This window comes from Bacillus nitratireducens, assembly GCF_036320425.1.
Lineage (GTDB): Bacteria > Bacillota > Bacilli > Bacillales > Bacillaceae_G > Bacillus_A > Bacillus_A nitratireducens.
On the sequence record NZ_JAUMJO010000001.1, the window covers coordinates 61,120 to 79,853 of the forward strand.

An 18,734-nucleotide genomic window follows, 5' to 3' on the forward strand; every position below is an offset into this window, starting at 1 on the left:
TGTCCCTGCTGTATATTATGCATTCTTTTCCAGAGTATTTGTTTTATATACATTTGAATAATCATTCCACTTCAAACAACTTTGTAAATATTCACGGAAAGAGTACGAGAATCTTGGATTTTTATGTTTTTGAATTTTTGCAATAAACAATTGAAGACGAGACTGAATTAGAAACGCTAATGGATGCTGTGTTTGTAGGACAGGGATTTCAAATATTTTAATACAACTCCCTGTTGCATGAGTGAAATAAAAACTTTTCGTAATCACAATATCAATCCTCTTTTTCGTTGGATTTTTGAACTTCCTCCACTTTATTCTTTAACACGTTTTTCAAGTGTAGGTTTCCTATGAAAACTAAAATATTCTTAAGCGGCCCCCGTTTAGAAGTTAATACTTCATTTATATCCACCTAATTCGGCCCCTGTCCTATATATCCCTTGAGACGGGAGTCTTATTACCCATATATAGCTAGATAACTTCAGTATAAACTTATAAAAGTGAAAAGTTTGTCTAAATTTTGGAGATTCTATAATTTTTTTCTTCTATATATTGTATACGATTATATCTAGAGTATAACAAATAAATTAAAAAGTGCCTTTATAAAGAGGCACTTTTAGACTGTATTTCTTCTCTTTTCTTTTTGCGTTTACTAACAATCTTTGATAGAGCGATACTAATTTCATAAATACAAATCAGCGGTACCGCTACTAAACTATGTGATAAAAAATCAGGCGGCGATATACACGATGCAATGATAATCAATGCTACGTATGCATACCTTCTTATTTTTATTAGAAATTCCGCCGTCAACAGTCCAATACTCGTTAAAAACATTACTACTACAGGCAATTCAAAAATTACAGCAAATGGAACTGTTAAATTGAGAACAAAATGAAAATACTTTTCTGTCGTAAACATCGTATTAAACATTTCATTACCTATCGTAGTTAAAAAATGAAATAAAAACGGCATTACAATGAAATATCCAAAGCATAAACCTGCAATAAATAATATAGACAATACCGGTATATACATCACTGTCATCTTTTGTTCATTTGGATGTAAACCCGGTTTTACAAATAACCAAATTTGTATAGCAGCAAAAGGAATTGTACAAACGATAGCAAATACTGTGGCAATCGAGAAAAAAATCCACAATACATCACTTGGACCGAGAACAGTTAATTTCATTGGTAAATCTTTTACAAGCCAAAAATAAATATCCTTCGTAAAAGTAAATCCAATAATTAAAAATAGCACAAAGGATAGCACTGTATATATTACTCGTTTGCGAAGCTCAACTATATGTTCTACTACGCTCATTTCCCGATCTTCCATCTCGTTCACCACACTTTATTTATCCATTACAAGGAAAATTCATTACATTTTTTCTTTCTTTTCCTTCTCTTGAAATGCATCATCTGTCAATTCTTTCGTTGATTTTTTGAATTCTTTTAACGTTTCCCCTAAAGCCTTCCCGATTTCCGGCAATTTTTTAGGTCCAAATAAAATGAGTACAGCTACTAAAATTAAAATTAACCCTGGAAAGCCAATATTTGAAAACATTTCCCCATCCCCTTTTTTAGTAGATTTCTTGTCCTACTATTACATAATTTTATTTTGTCAAAAAAGTTTGAAAACGTCAACAAGTCCGTTGTCTTTTGTCAAAAAAATTCAAAAATATAATCAATTATACAAATTTCATTTTCTATTGTCTTTGTGTATGATATGGTAAGGGAAACGACATATTATTTTATCCCGCATTAACGGGCAGTAAGACCCCCACCTCAAAATCCAGCGAAAGCAAAGAAGTTAGGTGGGGATCAACTGCCCGTAAAAGCCCGATTGGTTCAACTAATAATCAATGGGGGATGAACAAAACCCCCACTGATTAAAGTTTCACTTTATGATAATAGAAAGGATTTGCATTATGACTGAAAAAATGACACGAATGACACATTTTGTGAAAGAAGAAATTGCAAATGCAATTACACATGGTATCGGTGCCATTTTAAGCATCCCTGCCTTAATTATATTAATTATTCATGCTTCTAAACATGGTACTGCATCTGCTGTTGTTGCATTTACTGTTTATGGTGTAAGCATGTTCTTACTGTACTTATTTTCAACGTTGCTACATAGCATTCACCATCCAAAGGTAGAAAAATTATTTACTATTTTAGATCACTCAGCCATCTATTTATTAATCGCTGGCACATATACTCCGTTTCTACTTATTACACTTCGTGGACCTTTAGGCTGGACGTTACTCGCTATTATATGGACACTTGCAATTGGCGGTATTGTCTTCAAAATTTTCTTTGTACGTCGCTTTATAAAAGCATCAACTTTATGTTATATCATTATGGGATGGCTCATAATCGTTGCTATTAAACCACTTTATGAAAATCTAACTGGACATGGTTTTTCACTACTTTTAGCAGGTGGCATTTTATATTCAGTCGGGGCAATCTTCTTCCTTTGGGAAAAGCTACCTTTCAACCATGCCATTTGGCACCTCTTCGTTTTAGGCGGTAGTGCAATGATGTTCTTCTGTGTACTCTTTTACGTCTTACCTGCAGCGTAATAAAAAAGGTTTCAGCTTATATTAAGCTGAAACCTTTTTTATTACTTATGTAATTGTGATGCGATAACATCCTGTGTATGCTTCGTTAACTCTTTAATATCCATATTCGCATACTCTTCAGGTGTAATCGGCTTAGAAATTGTTACTGTTGCATGAGCTGATTTCATACGATTTCCATTCGCTTCAAACATTTTATATGTACCATCTAACGTTACAGGTAAGATTGCTACACCAGATTTTACTGCTAGGTGAAAACTACCAGCTTTAAACTCTCCAATTTCGCCACCCTTACTTCTCGTTCCTTCAGGGAAAATTACGATAGAATGTCCATTCTTTAATAGTTCAATTCCATCTTTAATCGCTTGAAGAGATTGACGACGATCATTACGAACCATAAATACACAATTCATAAGTTCCATCCAAGTTGGTACAACTGGAAATTTCTTAATCTCTGCCTTTGAAACGAATCCAATTGGTTTATTTAAGTAACCTAGTAAAACAGGGATATCCATATTACTTTGATGATTACTTACAACTAGTACCGGCTTGTCTTTCGGAACATTTTCAAGCCCTTTTACTTCTACTGCCCCACCAGCTACACGTACCATTTTTTTACCAAACCAATTTGTCGTTTTATACACAGCATTATCTTTTTCTTGCGGTGACATCGTATTTACTTGTTTTTTAAGACGCCACATTCTCGGTGTAATCGCAATTACGATTAAAATTAAATAAAAGATTTTAAAAAACGTTTGAATCATACAGAACCCCCACCTATTATCATTCCGACCTTCATTATACTAGACAAACGAAGGAAAAAGAAGAAAAAATGTCCAAACAACAAGTGTTTGGACATCTTTAAGTAGTCTATATTAGAAACGTTTTGCTAATTCACGTGCGTTAGCAATTGCTGCTTCTTTAATTTCTGGTGCTTTTTCAGGATTTGCATTCATACCTTCAACTGCAATATATTCAGTTTCATTTACACCGATGAATCCTAATACTGTTTTCAAGTGATTACGACCGAAGTCTACAGCTGCGTATGCTCCTTCAGAATAAACGCCACCTGTCGCTTGAATGTGAAGTGCTTTTTTGCCTTCTAATAAGCCAACTGGACCATTTTCAGTATATTTGAATGTTTTACCTGCGATCGCTAAGTTATCTAAGTATGCTTTTACTACTGGTGGATAGCTAAAGTTCCACATTGGAGTTACGAATACATAACGATCTGCATGCATAAATGTTTCTAAGTTTGTGTTCATTGCTGCAACTTTTTGTTGTTGAACTTCTGTTAAAGTTTCAAAGCCTTCACCTGCTGCAAATTTACCCCAAGCAGCAAATACATCTGCATCAATTGCTGGTACAGTAGTATTGAATAAATCAACTGTTACAACTTCGTCTTGTGGATGCTCGTTTTTATAAGCTTCGATGAAAGCTTCTCCTACTGCCATACCGAAAGAACCTTCTGCTGAATTTGGATTTGCTGTGATAAATAGTACTTTTGTCATTGTATTCTCTCCCTTTTTCTAATTTATCTTTAATTCAAGATTTATAATTTGAAAGTAAATAACTTACCTTATGTAAGTATAATACGAAAAGTTTTAATTGTTGTCAATAAAAATAGCTACTTTTTTTTCGTAAGTTAATAAATAATACTAATATATTAAGTTTCTGACGAAATAAAAAACTACCTCCATATTCCATGGAGGTAGCTCTCATCATTTTCTATTTTTGAAAAACATGTTTAACTTTTTCAGCTGGAATATTACTTCCACCTCTACCTTTTACGTCTTCAATCATCATTGTAATGACCATATCAGGTGAATTTAAATCAAACGCAGCGAACCAACCTAGTTCTTTTCCTTCGGCCTCTTTTGATACTTTTAATTCCGCTGTACCTGTTTTTCCAGCAAGCGTCTTACCATCAATTTTAGCAATTTTCCCAGTACCATCTGGATCATTAATTACTTTCGTCATAGCAGTCTTTAATATATCCTGATTGCCTTTTGAAATGACATTCTCTTTCCAAACTTTTGGTTGCTTATCTGTTTTAATAATATATGGAGAAGGTATGTTTCCATCATTAACAATTGGTGCATACGTTAACGCTAGATGGAGTGGCGTCATTAATACTTGCCCTTGTCCATAACCTGTGTCTGCCATTTGAATATCATTTTTAATCCCATCATTTGCGATTTTAGAAGCTGGGAATCCATATTCAATTGGTAATTTCTCATCGAATCCGAATTTTTTCGCTTCACTCATAAATTTATCTTTTCCGATTTTCAAAGCTTCTTGTGCGAAATAAATATTATCCGAGTATTTCATCGCTTTATCAAAATCAATCGGATTTGCATCTTTTACACGCGTTACATAATAATTACCCCAAGAAGAATCTTTTGTCCATTTCAATCCTTCAATTTTCAACTCTTCTTTCGGATCGATTGTTTTCGTTTCAAGACCGATTGCAGCTGTAATAGGCTTAAATACAGAACCTGGTACCGATAATTGTGTAAATCGATTCGTCATTGGTTTTTTCGGATCATTATTTACCGCATCGCGTTGCGCTTTTGACGCCCCTCTTGTAAGGGTATTTGGGTTATAAGCTGGCGTGCTCACAAGTGCAATTGTTTCTCCAGTCTTTGGATTAATTGCTGCGCTTGACCCTGCCTCATTTTTCATTTCATTATAAATTTCGAATTGAACAGCACTATCAATCGTTAAAGTTACATTTTCTCCATCAACAGCATCTGTTTTCACTAAATTTTTAATTTCTTTTCCTTGCGCATCTTCTACAAAGACACGGCCACCTTTTTTACCGCGCAGCTTTTCTTCTAATACTTGCTCTAATCCAGCTTTACCAACTGGCTCATCGGCTTGATAGCCTTTCTTTTGTAGCGTTTTTAAGTCTTCAGCATTCACTTTTCCAATATAGCCAGTAAGATGCGCCGCTGCTTCTCCTAACGGATATGTACGAACATTTACAGGTTTTGTTACAACACCAGGTAAATCAAGATACGTATTTTGAGTTGCCCCTTCAGGTAAAATTCCAATTGGTACGAGATACCCTGGTTTTACCCATTTAGCAGCTAGTTTTTGATCAATTTCTTCTACAGACATATTTAACAACTTCGCTACCGTTTCTTTCGATTGCGGAGCAGCATCCCCTAACTTTTCAGGAATCATTCCGATTTCAGAAGCTTTACCATTTACCGCAAGATATTTACCGTTACGGTCATATATTTCTCCACGTTTTGGTTGCGTCGTTTGCATACGCACTTTACTATCTTTTGTCATACCTGGGAATATAAAATCAGGAGTCCAATCTATTTTCCAAGATTCTTTATCTCCATCTTTTTCTTTCACCATTTTTGCTTCATGGCCAAAAGTGATTTTACCACCAACAGTATCCATGCTTACCTTAAAAGGAACAGGGCCTTCATCTTTTTTATCTTCTTTTACTTCCCCTGTTTCTACCTTTAAGTCTTTCACTTCGATACCAGAATAAATCTTTTCATATTTCTCAGTAAACTCTTTCTTTGAAATATCTTTTTTTGCATTTTCTGATAATTGATCATACATATCTGCAAATTTTTGTTTATTCCATGCTTTTGCATATGTATCAAACGCTTCTTGTGGTTTTTCTTCTTTACCGCATCCGACTAACATGAATGTTAAGCAAAGAAATAGAATCCCCCATATCTTTCTCAATCGATTCTCCTCCTCTTTCTATATGAATACTTTTGAAAATTTTAGCATTTTTACATGCTAGATTTCATTATAGCACTATTGAATATCATCTATAAACTTATATTAATGAATACAAATAAAAAGATTGATGTGAATGTTCACATCAATCTTTATTATTATTGTTGCTTCTCATATACATGGTAATAGTACGTATACGGATTTTTTTCATCCGTTAAACCTTTTTCTACAAAAATCTCTTTCCAATTCGTCATATCCATTTCTGGGAAGAATGTATCCCCTTCAAATGCATGGTGGATTTTTGTTATATATAATTTGTCTACGTAAGGTAAAAAGAGATCATAAATTTGCGCTCCACCAAAAATAAAAATCTCTTCTTCATTTTTACATAGTTCAAACACTTCTTCTACAGTATGAGCAACTTCACAACCTTCTACATGGTAATCACCGTTACGTGTTACGATAATATTACGTCTTCCTGGAAGCGGTCTACCAATCGCTTCATAGTTTTTTCTTCCCATAATAAGCGGGTGGCCCATCGTCGTTTTCTTCACGTATTGTAATTCACTCGGTAAACGCCAAGGTAAGTTATTATCTTTCCCAATTACTCTATTCTCGTCCATTGCGACCATAAATGAAACAATCATTTTGTCATCTCCTCTACAATTATACTGCAACCGGTGCTTTAATTGCTGGATGCGGATCATATCCTTCAATAGTTAAATCTTCCATTTCAAAATCAAACACTGATTTTACATCTGGATTTAATGTAAGTTTCGGGAATGGACGTGGTTCACGTGCCAATTGCTTTTCTACTTGTTCAAAATGATTCGTATAAATATGTGCATCTCCAATTGTATGAACAAATTCTCCTACTTCAAGACCACATTCATGTGCAATTAAATGTGTTAGCAATGAGTAACTTGCAATGTTAAATGGAATTCCAAGGAATATATCTCCACTTCTTTGATATAGCTGACAAGAAAGTTTTCCGTCCGCTACATAAAATTGAAATAGCGTATGACAAGGCGGTAAAGCCATACTTGGTACATCCTCAGGATTCCAAGCAGAAACAATTAAGCGACGTGAATCTGGCGTTTTCTTAATCATTTCAATTACATCTTTTAGCTGATCAAGTGTTTCACCAGCTGTCGTTTTCCAAGCACGCCATTGTTTTCCGTATACGTCTCCTAAATATCCAAACTTCGTTGAGAATTCATCGTCTTCTAAAACGCTCTTTTTAAACAATTCCATTTGCTCATCGTATTGCACTTTAAATTCCTCATCTTGTTGTGAGCGAAGACCGAAATCTGTCATATCAGGGCCAGTATACTCATCGCTTTCTACCCAGCTCTTAAACGCCCATTCATTCCAAATATTATTATTATGTTGCAATAAATAACGAATATTTGTATCACCTTTCATAAACCAAAGCAGTTCACTTGCTACAAGGCGAAACGGTACTCTCTTTGTCGTTAATAAAGGAAAACCTTTACTTAGATCAAAACGCATTTGATATCCAAATACAGATACAGTGCCTGTCCCTGTACGATCTTCTTTCTTCGTACCATGCTCCATTACATGGCGGCATAAATTTAAATATTCATATTCAGCATGTTTCATATGTAGTAAAACCTTCTTTCAGTCGTATATGAAATTTATCATAACATGAAAAACAGTGAATTTAATAATCCTGATTAATAAAATTTCATTTCAATAATTCTTACAAAATTATTAACTTTCCATAATTAAAAAGGTTTTCATTTTCTATTACCGAAAGTATAGTGCGGTAGAACAAAATTTATATTTGGAGGTTAGAAGTATGTCTAAAATTGAAACTCCTGTTATAACTTCTTTACAAACAACGGTTGAAAAAATGATGAAGGATCTAAATGTTCCTGGTGCTGCTGTAGCTGTGATAAAAGATGGTGAAGTTATTATTTCAGAAGGTTTCGGCTATCGTAATATAGAGACAAAAGAGGCTGTTACACCGAGTACTCGGTTCGCAATTGGTTCCTCAACGAAAGCTTTTGGCACACTTTCCTTAAGTTTATTAGCACAGCAAACAAAGTTTAATTGGGATACTCCTGTCCAGACTTATATACCTAAATTCTCTTTATCTGAACTACTTGCTAGCTCACAAGTTACTGGACGAGACTTAGCTTCTCACCGTACTGGGGTAAGTCGTCATGATGCTCTTTGGTACAGCTCTTCTTTAACTCGAAAAGATATAGTAGAAAAAATAAAACATTTATCACTTGATGCTCCGTTCCGTACAGCATTTCTTTATAACAACTTAATGTATGCGACAATTAGTTATATTGTAGAAAACATTACGAATCAAACATGGGAACAATATGTTACAGAACATATTTTAGAGCCTTTAAATATGGATCAAACAAACTTCTCTGTTACAGACTCACAAAATACAGATGATTACGCTTTACCTTACGTTGAAAACGAGGGTGAAATAAAAGAAGTTCCATTCCGTAATATTGATACAGTTGGCGCTGCTGGATGTATTAATTCTACAATTGAAGATATGGCAAATTGGGTACTTCTTCACTTAAACAAAGGGAAATTTGGAGACCATGAACTAATCTCTCCTGAATTATTACAACAACTGTGTACACCACATAATTCAATTCCAGATCAACCAGCTTTATCACTTCCTGAATCTCCATTAAATAGTTATGGGCTTGGTTGGTTTATTAGCGCTTATCGTGGTTATAAAATGATTCATCACGGCGGTAATATCGATGGATTTTCAGCGTTTGTTTCATTTATGCCAAATGAAAATGTAGGTCTTGTTATATTAACGAATGCTGGAGGTACATTACTTCCTATTTATCTAGCAAACCAAATTTACGACGAGCTACTCGGATTAGGGTCCATCGACTGGCATAAACGTGCTGTAGAAGATAGTGAAAAAATGAAGGAAATGATGAAAGAAGCAACCGAATCCATCCCTGATCAAATGAAAGGGACTACACCTTCTCACAAGTTAGAGGACTACACTGGTACGTTTGAACATCCTGCTTACGGGACATTACAAGTATACAAACGAGATGATTCGTTATATGTACAATTTATGGAGCTGGATATTCAATTAGGGCATCATCATTACGACATATTCTCTGCAGAAGTTGATTTATTCCAAATGAAAATGAGTTTATTATTCTCTTATGAAATGAATGTAAGTGGTGAATTCCCATCGCTGCAGTTACATGTACCTGCAATGCTAAGTACCCAACCTCTTACATTTACTAAAATTTAATAGTTAATTTTATAGAGGGAAGCTTTCGCTTCCCTCTATTTTTTCACAAGTAGAAATCCCATCTACAACTATTAATTTGATTATCTAATTAAATTAATGATATTTTAGTACTACTCAAACCATTCATCATTATATAATCTCAAAATAATCCTTCATGAAGCATTGTTTTCTTATTATCATTTTACTGAATATGGAATAACATCCTTGTTATCGGCGAATTTAGTGTTCTTATCTCTCCAAACAACTTTTTTCAAACACATAAATACAGTTACCGAGATAGCGACTCCAACTGTAACATCCGAGGCAAAATGAGCCCCTACCATAATACGACTAATTGGCACCACTATCATCCACAACAGAATGAGAATCCACACACCTATTTTCTTTCTCTTTAATGAAGCGAAATATTCCGGTAACAAGCTAAACCAAATGATTAACGCAGCATTGGCACTATGACCTGATGGAAACGACATAAACTCATCACTTTTAGCGATTCCCTGAGGTACAAACCATTTTGAAAACCCTTCAAACGATCCAATAGAAACCATATGACGATAGCGTTCTCTACCCCATCCTAATTTTATTAAATTAAATGTAATTAATACAATAACTACACTTAACAATCCCATTAATGCAATGTCTCTCAATCTTGCATCATCATATTTACTCCATGATTTAGAAATCATATAACAAGCCACAATAAAGCAAAGCATAAAAATTGGAATTAAAAATTTTGAAATGGTTAAATAATGCACTAGCATAAATGAAGCAATAAAAGCAAATAAGAGACTGGTTATACCATAGCCAATTCCAGATAGATAATATCCTCTTGAACCTGTATTCTTTCTAGTTTCAAATAAATATATACTAGAAAATAAAGCAATAAGCATAGCAGGAATTTCTCCTATAGCTTGTAAAAAAAGAGCGATCTTATTAGTTGGTTCGTATAAACTATTGGATATTTGTAAATCTGTAAACGCAAAGATACATAGTAAAATAGCAAAGCTAACAATTAATATCACTTTTCTATTTTTCATCATTCTCCCTACTTTCTACTATGCTTTAATATAAAATTCCCCATTTCAATTGCTAAATCTTCACTTTGAGGATAAACACCTACGTTATCTCCATAAGCATGCCCTAAACCTCGATAAAGGACTGTTTCAGTATCAACTCCTTTGTTAGTTAATTTAGCTGCATACGCTAAACATTCTATCATTAGAAAATCATGCTCTCCTACCGTAATAAATGTACTTGGATAATCTGGGGATACATCAACATATGGGCTTAAATACTTAGAATTAATTTCTTTCGTACCCAGTACTTCTGACATACCTCCAACCATTGAATGCATAATATTAAGCATTTTTTCTAATCCTTTTTTATACTTTGGAGCAATTTCATATTTATCTATACTCCAAGAATAAAACTCATCTTCATAATCACACATATTAATTGTAGGATACAGTAGCAACTGTCCCTTCACGTACTTCCTACCATCTTCCAAATCTTTAGTTGTACAATACTGTGTTAAGTTCCCTCCTGCACTATCACCTGCCACAAAGATATTATTCTTATCACCACCTAATGTGTCAGCATTCTCATAAATCCACTTTAAAGTAGTGTAACAATCTGTATGCCCAGTTGGAAAAGGATTTTCTGGAGCTAATCGATAATCCACAGAAACAGCTAATATATCTGTTTTTTCCACTATCAATTTCACAAGTTCTTCTACTACATCTGGTGAACCTGCCATAAATCCACCACCATGAATAAAGTATAGAATTGGTGCATTCTCTTGTTTAGAACTACTATTATAAATTCTTACCGGAATATCATATCCATCTTCCGCTTTCACTGTTTTATGCGTAATATTTATGTCTTTAGTGACAATGGGAACACTTTTAATTCCATTAAATTGTTTTCGCATATTCTTTACTGATTTTTCAGAAGCATCCATTTTCATCATATTTTTAGGCATAAACCTCATTACATTCATTTGAACCTTCATATCCTTATAAAGACGTGGATCCATAGCACCTTTTTCATCACAATCTGGTATGTTTTTTACTAAGATTTTTGCCCCCTGCACATTGATGATTTCTTGTTTTTCTTGCATTTTTTCTAATAAGTCTAAGTCATATTTTCTAGTCATCTAATATTCATCCTCTCTCATTTTAAGCGTTTTCATTTTTAGGGATTATATAAATCCCCTTTGAAACTTACTTCAAACGCTATTATTAAATTAAAAACGTTCCATGTACAAAATGTACCATGGAACGTTTTTTTATTGTTGTTCATATCTGATTCAATTATTGTCATTTTTTGATGTGCTATTTTTCCTATACTGTAATGGTGTATATCCATATTTGTCTTTAAACTGTGAAATAAATGATTTCACATTTGGAAATCCATGTTTCAGCGCTATATCTTGTATAGAATTTGTACTTCTAATAATATCTTCATACGCTTTATAGAGCCTGTATCTCGTTAAAAAAGTGGTGAAATTTGATCCGAACGATTTTTTAAACATACGTGAAAAATGTTCTTCACTTACAAAAAAACATTTGGCCACATCTTTCAGTTTTAGTTCCTCATCATAATGTTTGTAAATATACGTAATCATTTCTTTCTGTCTATTTCCAAGTTGAAAATCATTGTCTATATTCTCCCCATCTTTGCAATATCGCAATAGAATATAAACAATTTCATAAATTAAACTATTAATTTTTATGTAAGTTAAATCATCAGAATTTGTGACTAACCCCTTTAATTCATAAAACATTTGCTGGAGGTTAGTTTTCTGAACAACTGATTCCTTTATATTGAATCTATATTTATCAAAATCTTCATTTAGCTCTTTAAGGAATTCATAAGAAATAATTAACATCATTACTGCACAACTTGTATTTTCAACTTTTTCAAATTCATGAACATCTCCACTATTTACAAAAATAAATTCGCCAGCAGATACTTTCTTTTTTTGCCCATTCACATACAAGAAAACTTCTCCATATACGACTAGGCTAATTTCAATACTTCTATGCCAGTGCGGAGGAATATAATAGTGAAAACCAGTAGGTAACATTGTGTCTTCTATATATTCAACCATTCCTGGAATTTTATCACGTAATTTTATTTCTTCATATTTACCTTGCCTGAATTTCAATAATCCACCCCCTTTTTTTATTATAATGGAGTCGTCAAGTTTCTCATTATAGATAAAGGTGAAGGAATGTCCGGAATTGGTATACAACCGCATATACATATCCCGTGGACTCCGGAACATATACAAGAAGATGTCGATTTAAAGTTAGCATTACAACTGCTTAAAAACGAAGAATGGTAAAAAAATAAAGGTAGATGTGAATCACACCTACCTTTTCTATTTCATATCAGCCTTTTCTGGTTGAAACCAAATTGGCTTTGATAGCTCAAAGTTTTTATGATCCTCTAAAACGATAGTAAGGCGTTCTAACGTATCATCTAACATATGTGGTGCTGCTCGTAATGACCAGACAACTGAAGAGAAAACTGTCATGCCAACGTACACCGCATATAAATTCCAAAACTCCTCTGGTATTCTCCCATTAAAGTAGCCTTCTATTTGTCCGATTGAATAAGGAATACTAATGTCCCTTGCAAATAGTGCAATTTTTACGAAATCATGAAGTGGATCGCCCCAGTCGTAGCCATTAAAATCAACAACACCTACATATTTCGCATCACGTACAATTATATTCTCTAAATGAAAATCATCATGTTGAAATCGATTTGGGCGGTTCTTTACATATATTTCATTTTCATCTATAAACTTTATGATTTTATCATCATTTTTTATTTTTATTCCACATGTTTTATATGCCTCTACATATTTTCGATGTTTTTTCATTGCTCTTTCATACCATGGAAGTATGTCCTTAGGAGCTTCATATGTATGCATTTTTGCTAAATCTTTTCCTGCCTCCATACCAATTTCATATTGTTCTTTTGGTGTATATGTAGGCAACAATTTTTTCGCATCTTCCCCCTCTATATATGAGAAAATACTATATACACCTTCTTCTTCCAATATACCTATTTCAATCGGCCTTTGTGCCTGTACGTTACGTTTTACCATTTCATTTAAAATTTGAAATTCTATTTTCCTTCTTTCATACTCTCGTATATCGCCAATCCGTAACAAATATTTTTCATCATCAATTGTCGTAACTATATATTTCTTATCAGGAGAGAAACCTTTAGAAATTTCTTCAATATTAACTGCATCTTTTACTATTTGTATATTGTTTTGCCATGCTGTAATTGTTTTCATATTTATTCCCCTTACATTTCTACATTTGGTGTATACGCCACTTCTATAATAAACCCATTCGGATCGTAAAAAGAAATGGATTCCTCTAGATTTGCTACCCAAAATTCTATATGATGAATACCTGCTCGAAGTGTATTCATATTAAGAATACGCCCCTTGTACTACTTGCACAATTTCCATTGGTGTATTGACCATATAATCTGGTGCATCTTTTTTCACTGTTTCAATGACATCATACCCCCAAGATACCCAAATTACGTTCACCCCTGCCTTTTTACAAGCGGCTACATCTCGCTGTTCATCACCGACATATAACATATCTTTCTCTGTTATCTTTTTCGATTTTAAAAATCTTTTTATCATTTTATCTTTCCCGAACAAATTTTTAGAGCAATACACTTCTTGTATATTTTCTATATCATTATTGTGTAAAAATGCCCGAATATGCTCTTCTGAGTTCGATGATATGACTGCAATTCCGTAGCCTTTTTTATGTAGTTCATCTAATACATCCTTCATCCCATGGAACAAAATGAGATCTTTTATAGCAGGTTGATACAATTTATAAAACTCCAGCGCTAATATCGGTAGTTTATACAGTGGTACATCGAGTTGTTTACATCTCTCTGGCATCGTTAATTTACGTAAATACTCAATTTCTTCTTCCCTTACCGTTTTATATCCGTGCTTTTCAGCAAGTTGATTATAAATCGGTACAAATATATTTTGTGAATCTACTAATGTGCCATCAAAGTCAAAAACGATATATTTTTGCATTCCCTTACTCCCTTTGCTTTTTTTCCTAAACATATGTTATTCAACAACATAAATGTCTTACCCTTTCATAAATATAAAAAAAGAACAAGATTTTCTCTTGTTCTTTTTTAAGACAGCCATTTCGGCGGTACATTTGTATTCCAATAAATATTTCCTAACTCATGGTGTCCTGAGTATCCATCATCAAAACGATGATAGTGGAAATTAAAATAATATCCATCTTGCGGCGGATGATCTCTCCTCACATGAAATCTCAGTAAGTCATTTCCTGATTTCGTATCATAAACATGAAAAATCTTTTCATTATTTCCGCCAGCTGGTCTTTGAGAAATCGCTAATGATTGTAACGATTCTTCTGGCACATCATTGGCAAGTTCCGCAATTGCCTCTTCAATTTTAGGTAATACAACATCTTTAAATTCATCTTCAATTACAGGCCCAATTTTAGAGCCGAATTTTTGCATAGATTGCTTCTCTGCTTCTTGCATCGCATAATTAATAAATGTATCGGTGGTTAACCTATCATTCGTTTCTTCATATGTATAGGACGTACTCTCCAAATTTTGTTGCCCAGCTGTGCTCGTAGGCTTGTCCGCAGCTTTGGCATTATCAAGTAATATGGAAGGAGGCGTCACTAAACCAAATGTAAATACGGTAATTAATGCGACTAAGGTTTTTCTAAACCAATTTGGCATTTATGTTCCCTCCCCTTTCGCTCATTATATTTTATATAACGATTGTTTCTTCTATTATACAAAATGATTGTAATTTTTGCACTTTACAATTTTGTTAACGTTCACATATTTTTCACTTGAATATGAAATTGTAAGATTTCATACACTATAAATACAACAACAACGAGGAGGCAATCAGATGACTTTAGATGCCCTGTACTCCGCCGCAAGCATACTCCTTTTAGTATATTTTATTTATCAGTGTGTTACAGACTAGAAAAAGAGCCGTTTCCGGCTCTTTTTCTATGGTAAAAATACAATCCAACCAATGAATACTATAAAAATAAACCCAATAATAACTGCTGGCAATAAATAAAACTGAGAAAGGATAACTGTCCCGTATATGAATACGGCTGGAAAGAGCAAATAACGATCTGCCTTCCATCTTAACAATAGTAATTTTCCTTCATCACAATATAAATGAAGAAACATTTTTTTCGTAAATTCATTCCAATAATCGCGCGCATAACGAGAAATTCCAACTAAAGCAAATGCAAGAATAATAGCTGCAATCCACCTCGGACTCATGATAATACTGACAGTGCTTATACATACAATTTGAATATAAAATATTCGTGCACTACTTGTACGGAAAAATTCTTTTAAAAAGGATTCAACAATACGAGAATCCTTTTTCTTCCCTAAAAACTTTTTAGAACGAGGAAACATCCACGGTTTTTTATTCGAACTACTCGGTTTAGCTGTATGACCACCAACTTGCATAATCCCACTCGTCCAGCGCATACTTTCTGCTTTCTCTTTCTCAACTTCTTTAAAAAAGTAATTTTTATAATTTAGTTTTTCTTTTATCAATATGATAATTAGAAAAACTGCTAGACCGATACATAGTATAGAATAAAATGGATTTTTATAAATAAGAAACAGACTCACTCCAAAAAAGGATAGACTTATAGAAAATATTACATTTTTAATAATCCATAGTAGCCATCGTTTCCCCACACGTACATGAATAAATCTCGTGAATAACGACAACATAAATCGAAATACAGTAAAGAATAGCCAGAATAATACGACTTGTACCTTCGTCACTCCAATACTTTTCATCAACACCGGTAACATAGCAACTACTACCACTACATTCGTTATCGCTATTCGAATAAACGTATATGTCATACCATACTGAATTAACTTTTGCATGTGAGCGAGATACGAAATTAAAAATAAACTATCCGCTTGTTCAAAAAACGAGCGTACACCTCTCGAATATGTTACAAGATAAAATGCGAGTAAACCTAATCCGAAATACACCGTCTCTTCCATCGATAATGTTTCCGTCCATAGTGATCGATAATAGATTCCCATAAATATAAGTGCTGGAATAATTATATATAACGCAACTGTCCAATCAGTTACCGAACGTATGGACTTCCATTTCCGCTGGAGTTCATGGCGTAATCTTTTATAAAATTGTTTTTTAATCATGCTGTTCACGCCTTACGATTACATCAAAACAGTCTAATAATGAACTCCCTGGCATTTCTGCTAATGTTTGGATTGCCTCTAAATGACCATCTGCGACTAATGTACCTTTTGATATGAGTAAAAATCTTTCACAAATTCTTTCAGCAGTATCTAATACGTGCGTACAAAGTAAAATTCCTGCACCGCGCTCTTTTTCTTTATATAAATAACTTAAAAACTCTTTCGTAGCTACTGGATCTAAGCCGATAAAAGGTTCATCAATGATATAAAAATCTGGTTCAGTTAAAAACGCCAAAATGAGCATCGATTTTTGTTTCATTCCTTTTGAAAACTTTGATAAATACTCATGTTTATGTTTATCCATTCGAAACATATGTAATAATTCTTCAGCTTTCCTTTCCCAGCTTCCTCCCTCATTCTCACGAGCAGCCATTAATAGTTCAATATGTTCCCATAGCGTTAAATAATCATAATATGTCGGATGCTCCGGCACATATGCATAAGGGTTCTTTTTTTCACCGAATGATATTTCACCATTCATATTTACAAGTAAACCGAGCATCGTTTTAATCGTCGTACTCTTCCCAGCACCATTCGCACCAATAAGTGCAACTAATTCACCTTTTTCAATCGAAAAGTCAATATCATGAATTGTCTTTTCCCCTATATCATATCCGGCAGAGCGGATATTCACGTCTAACATACATTCCCCTTCTTTCCATTTCCAATACAATCAAGGAAAAGAATAACATATAACTATCTATATATCATTATAAAATATTTATTTTCATAGCAGGAATAAATATTTTTTTACAGAAATACTTAATGTTTGATTACATTTTATTGGAGTGGATAATATGTCTTTTCAAATTCGTGAAGCTACGATAGACGATATAGATGCACTTTGTTCTTTAACGAAAGAGTTAAAAGGTTCCTCTATTTCCTATGAAGATATGAACAACCGATTGCAATTCGTACAAGTGAGTCCCTTTGATTTTTTATATGTTTATGAGGAAGAAGAAAATATATATGGATTACTTGGATTTCGTATACGTGAAAATTTAGAAGATATAACTCGTTATGGAGAAATTTCAATTATTAGCGTTGATTCTACAATACGGCGAAAAGGCATTGGACAAATATTAATGGATTATGCAGAGCAATTAGCAAAGACACATAATTGTATCGGCACTTGGCTAGTCAGTGGTACAAAAAGAGTAGAAGCGCATCCATTTTATAAAAAATTAGGGTATGAAATAAATGGATATCGATTTGTAAAACATTTTTAAACTACTTATAAATTGAAAGGACTATAACTATGACAAACATCGAAGCTATTTTTATTGATCGTGACGGTACAATTGGCGGTGACACTACAATACATTACCCAGGCTCTTTTACATTATTTCCTTTTACAAAAGCAGCATTACAAAAACTAAAGGCTAAAAACATAAAGGTTTTCTCCTTTACAAATCAACCAGGTATCGCAGATGGGATAGCCGCTGTTGCTGATTTTGTACAGGAATTAAAAGGGTTCGGCTTTGATGATATTTACGTATGTCCTCACAAACACGGTGATGGATGTGAATGTCGCAAACCGAGCACAGGTATGCTCCTAAAAGCAGCGGAAAAACATGGGCTTGATTTAACAAAATGCGCGGTAATCGGTGATCGCTGGACGGATATTGTTGCTGGGGAAAAAGTAAATGCAACGACTATATTAGTTCAAACTGGCGCTGGATATGATGCTTTACATACGTTCCGAGATAAATGGGCACATATTGAACCAAACTACATTGCAGAAAACTTTGAAGATGCTACAAATTGGATTTTAAATCATCAATAAAAAATTAAATGAGACGTCTTCACTTTGAAAACGTCTCATTTAACTAT

20 protein-coding genes and 2 pseudogenes are annotated in these 18,734 nt (G+C 33.7%); 5 read left to right on the top strand and 17 right to left on the bottom strand.

The window, feature by feature from the left end; all coding sequences use genetic code 11:
• Positions 1-15: 15 nt before the first annotated feature.
• The 3 genes from Q3V31_RS00340 to Q3V31_RS00350 form a co-directional block, all read right to left on the bottom strand.
• On the bottom strand, positions 16-267 hold the full coding sequence (locus Q3V31_RS00340) for a DUF2535 family protein (RefSeq protein ID WP_000629009.1): 252 nt from the start codon (positions 265-267) through the stop codon (positions 16-18).
• Positions 268-597: 330 nt separating this feature from the next.
• Positions 598-1,338 carry a twin-arginine translocase subunit TatC gene (gene tatC / locus Q3V31_RS00345; protein ID WP_000390123.1) on the bottom strand — a complete coding sequence of 247 codons (741 nt, stop codon included), beginning with the start codon at positions 1,336-1,338 and terminating at the stop codon, positions 598-600.
• Positions 1,339-1,380: 42 nt separating this feature from the next.
• The gene (locus tag Q3V31_RS00350) at positions 1,381-1,566 is read right to left on the bottom strand and encodes a twin-arginine translocase TatA/TatE family subunit (protein WP_000492443.1); all 186 of its coding nucleotides are present in this window, start codon (positions 1,564-1,566) and stop codon (positions 1,381-1,383) included.
• 364 nt (positions 1,567-1,930) lie between these two features.
• Between Q3V31_RS00350 and trhA the strand changes: the two genes are divergently transcribed.
• Positions 1,931-2,587 (top strand): PAQR family membrane homeostasis protein TrhA, encoded by a 657-nt coding sequence (gene trhA, locus Q3V31_RS00355; RefSeq protein ID WP_000136879.1) that lies wholly within the window; start codon positions 1,931-1,933, stop codon positions 2,585-2,587.
• A 41-nt stretch (positions 2,588-2,628) separates the two neighbouring features.
• On the opposite strand, the gene Q3V31_RS00360 is transcribed toward trhA, so the two are convergent.
• From Q3V31_RS00360 to Q3V31_RS00380, 5 genes are all read right to left on the bottom strand, one after another.
• Positions 2,629-3,348, bottom strand: a complete 720-nt coding sequence (locus Q3V31_RS00360) for a lysophospholipid acyltransferase family protein (RefSeq protein ID WP_000616567.1) — start codon at positions 3,346-3,348, stop codon at positions 2,629-2,631.
• A 111-nt stretch (positions 3,349-3,459) separates the two neighbouring features.
• Positions 3,460-4,095, bottom strand: coding sequence for an FMN-dependent NADH-azoreductase (locus Q3V31_RS00365; RefSeq protein ID WP_000170036.1), 636 nt, complete (start codon positions 4,093-4,095; stop codon positions 3,460-3,462).
• A 217-nt stretch (positions 4,096-4,312) separates the two neighbouring features.
• On the bottom strand, positions 4,313-6,298 hold the full coding sequence (pbpC, locus tag Q3V31_RS00370; protein WP_090813239.1) for a penicillin-binding protein 3: 1,986 nt from the start codon (positions 6,296-6,298) through the stop codon (positions 4,313-4,315).
• Positions 6,299-6,453: 155 nt separating this feature from the next.
• Positions 6,454-6,942, bottom strand: coding sequence for a dihydrofolate reductase (locus Q3V31_RS00375; RefSeq protein WP_000637210.1), 489 nt, complete (start codon positions 6,940-6,942; stop codon positions 6,454-6,456).
• Between the two features lie 19 nt (positions 6,943-6,961).
• On the bottom strand, positions 6,962-7,918 hold the full coding sequence (locus Q3V31_RS00380) for a thymidylate synthase (RefSeq protein ID WP_000679625.1): 957 nt from the start codon (positions 7,916-7,918) through the stop codon (positions 6,962-6,964).
• 199 nt (positions 7,919-8,117) lie between these two features.
• Here Q3V31_RS00380 and Q3V31_RS00385 point away from each other — a divergent pair, with 199 nt between their 5' ends.
• Complete coding sequence (locus tag Q3V31_RS00385; protein ID WP_090813238.1) at positions 8,118-9,572, top strand: serine hydrolase; 1,455 nt, start codon at positions 8,118-8,120, stop codon at positions 9,570-9,572.
• A gap of 176 nt (positions 9,573-9,748) precedes the next feature.
• On the opposite strand, the gene Q3V31_RS00390 is transcribed toward Q3V31_RS00385, so the two are convergent.
• From Q3V31_RS00390 to Q3V31_RS00400, 3 genes are all read right to left on the bottom strand, one after another.
• Entirely contained in the window at positions 9,749-10,609 is an 861-nt protein-coding gene (locus Q3V31_RS00390; protein WP_000797320.1) for a phosphatase PAP2 family protein, read from the bottom strand.
• 8 nt (positions 10,610-10,617) lie between these two features.
• A complete protein-coding gene (locus Q3V31_RS00395) occupies positions 10,618-11,727 on the bottom strand; it encodes an alpha/beta hydrolase (protein ID WP_000197320.1) in 1,110 nt (369 codons plus the stop codon).
• Positions 11,728-11,880: 153 nt separating this feature from the next.
• Positions 11,881-12,741, bottom strand: a complete 861-nt coding sequence (locus Q3V31_RS00400; protein WP_016129291.1) for an AraC family transcriptional regulator — start codon at positions 12,739-12,741, stop codon at positions 11,881-11,883.
• Positions 12,742-12,783: 42 nt separating this feature from the next.
• Between Q3V31_RS00400 and Q3V31_RS00405 the strand changes: the two are divergent.
• Positions 12,784-12,921: pseudogene (locus Q3V31_RS00405) on the top strand (S41 family peptidase); the annotation flags it as partial.
• Between the two features lie 36 nt (positions 12,922-12,957).
• Here Q3V31_RS00405 and Q3V31_RS00410 read toward each other — a convergent pair.
• From Q3V31_RS00410 to Q3V31_RS00435, 6 genes and pseudogenes are all read right to left on the bottom strand, one after another.
• The gene (locus Q3V31_RS00410; RefSeq protein ID WP_090813237.1) at positions 12,958-13,887 is read right to left on the bottom strand and encodes an aminoglycoside phosphotransferase family protein; all 930 of its coding nucleotides are present in this window, start codon (positions 13,885-13,887) and stop codon (positions 12,958-12,960) included.
• Positions 13,888-13,916: 29 nt separating this feature from the next.
• Positions 13,917-14,027, bottom strand: a pseudogene (locus Q3V31_RS00415) (aminoglycoside phosphotransferase); the annotation flags it as partial.
• 1 nt (position 14,028) lies between these two features.
• Positions 14,029-14,664, bottom strand: a complete 636-nt coding sequence (locus Q3V31_RS00420; protein WP_001174998.1) for an HAD family hydrolase — start codon at positions 14,662-14,664, stop codon at positions 14,029-14,031.
• A 107-nt stretch (positions 14,665-14,771) separates the two neighbouring features.
• Positions 14,772-15,359, bottom strand: a complete 588-nt coding sequence (locus tag Q3V31_RS00425) for a YpjP family protein (protein ID WP_001134410.1) — start codon at positions 15,357-15,359, stop codon at positions 14,772-14,774.
• A gap of 282 nt (positions 15,360-15,641) precedes the next feature.
• Positions 15,642-16,841 (bottom strand): ABC transporter permease, encoded by a 1,200-nt coding sequence (locus Q3V31_RS00430; RefSeq protein WP_000592573.1) that lies wholly within the window; start codon positions 16,839-16,841, stop codon positions 15,642-15,644.
• Positions 16,834-17,544, bottom strand: a complete 711-nt coding sequence (locus Q3V31_RS00435) for an ABC transporter ATP-binding protein (RefSeq protein WP_000887841.1) — start codon at positions 17,542-17,544, stop codon at positions 16,834-16,836. Before Q3V31_RS00435 ends, Q3V31_RS00430 begins: the two co-directional genes overlap by 8 nt.
• A 154-nt stretch (positions 17,545-17,698) precedes the next feature.
• Here Q3V31_RS00435 and Q3V31_RS00440 point away from each other — a divergent pair, with 154 nt between their 5' ends.
• The gene (locus tag Q3V31_RS00440; RefSeq protein ID WP_000009786.1) at positions 17,699-18,130 is read left to right on the top strand and encodes a GNAT family N-acetyltransferase; all 432 of its coding nucleotides are present in this window, start codon (positions 17,699-17,701) and stop codon (positions 18,128-18,130) included.
• Positions 18,131-18,159: 29 nt separating this feature from the next.
• Entirely contained in the window at positions 18,160-18,687 is a 528-nt protein-coding gene (locus tag Q3V31_RS00445; RefSeq protein WP_016129290.1) for an HAD-IIIA family hydrolase, read from the top strand.
• Positions 18,688-18,734 lie beyond the last annotated feature (47 nt).

Bases quoted from the DNA above. Each gene is read 5' to 3' on its own strand.
- tatC (WP_000390123.1), bottom strand. From the start codon at position 1,338: ATGGAAGATCGGGAAATGAGCGTAGTAGAACATATAGTTGAGCTTCGC.
- Q3V31_RS00350 (WP_000492443.1), bottom strand. From the start codon at position 1,566: ATGTTTTCAAATATTGGCTTTCCAGGGTTAATTTTAATTTTAGTAGCT.
- trhA (WP_000136879.1), top strand. From the start codon at position 1,931: ATGACTGAAAAAATGACACGAATGACACATTTTGTGAAAGAAGAAATT.
- Q3V31_RS00360 (WP_000616567.1), bottom strand. From the start codon at position 3,348: ATGATTCAAACGTTTTTTAAAATCTTTTATTTAATTTTAATCGTAATT.
- Q3V31_RS00365 (WP_000170036.1), bottom strand. From the start codon at position 4,095: ATGACAAAAGTACTATTTATCACAGCAAATCCAAATTCAGCAGAAGGT.
- Q3V31_RS00375 (WP_000637210.1), bottom strand. From the start codon at position 6,942: ATGATTGTTTCATTTATGGTCGCAATGGACGAGAATAGAGTAATTGGG.
- Q3V31_RS00380 (WP_000679625.1), bottom strand. From the start codon at position 7,918: ATGAAACATGCTGAATATGAATATTTAAATTTATGCCGCCATGTAATG.
- Q3V31_RS00385 (WP_090813238.1), top strand. From the start codon at position 8,118: ATGTCTAAAATTGAAACTCCTGTTATAACTTCTTTACAAACAACGGTT.
- Q3V31_RS00390 (WP_000797320.1), bottom strand. From the start codon at position 10,609: ATGAAAAATAGAAAAGTGATATTAATTGTTAGCTTTGCTATTTTACTA.
- Q3V31_RS00395 (WP_000197320.1), bottom strand. From the start codon at position 11,727: ATGACTAGAAAATATGACTTAGACTTATTAGAAAAAATGCAAGAAAAA.
- Q3V31_RS00410 (WP_090813237.1), bottom strand. From the start codon at position 13,887: ATGAAAACAATTACAGCATGGCAAAACAATATACAAATAGTAAAAGAT.
- Q3V31_RS00420 (WP_001174998.1), bottom strand. From the start codon at position 14,664: ATGCAAAAATATATCGTTTTTGACTTTGATGGCACATTAGTAGATTCA.
- Q3V31_RS00425 (WP_001134410.1), bottom strand. From the start codon at position 15,359: ATGCCAAATTGGTTTAGAAAAACCTTAGTCGCATTAATTACCGTATTT.
- Q3V31_RS00430 (WP_000592573.1), bottom strand. From the start codon at position 16,841: ATGATTAAAAAACAATTTTATAAAAGATTACGCCATGAACTCCAGCGG.
- Q3V31_RS00435 (WP_000887841.1), bottom strand. From the start codon at position 17,544: ATGTTAGACGTGAATATCCGCTCTGCCGGATATGATATAGGGGAAAAG.
- Q3V31_RS00440 (WP_000009786.1), top strand. From the start codon at position 17,699: ATGTCTTTTCAAATTCGTGAAGCTACGATAGACGATATAGATGCACTT.
- Q3V31_RS00445 (WP_016129290.1), top strand. From the start codon at position 18,160: ATGACAAACATCGAAGCTATTTTTATTGATCGTGACGGTACAATTGGC.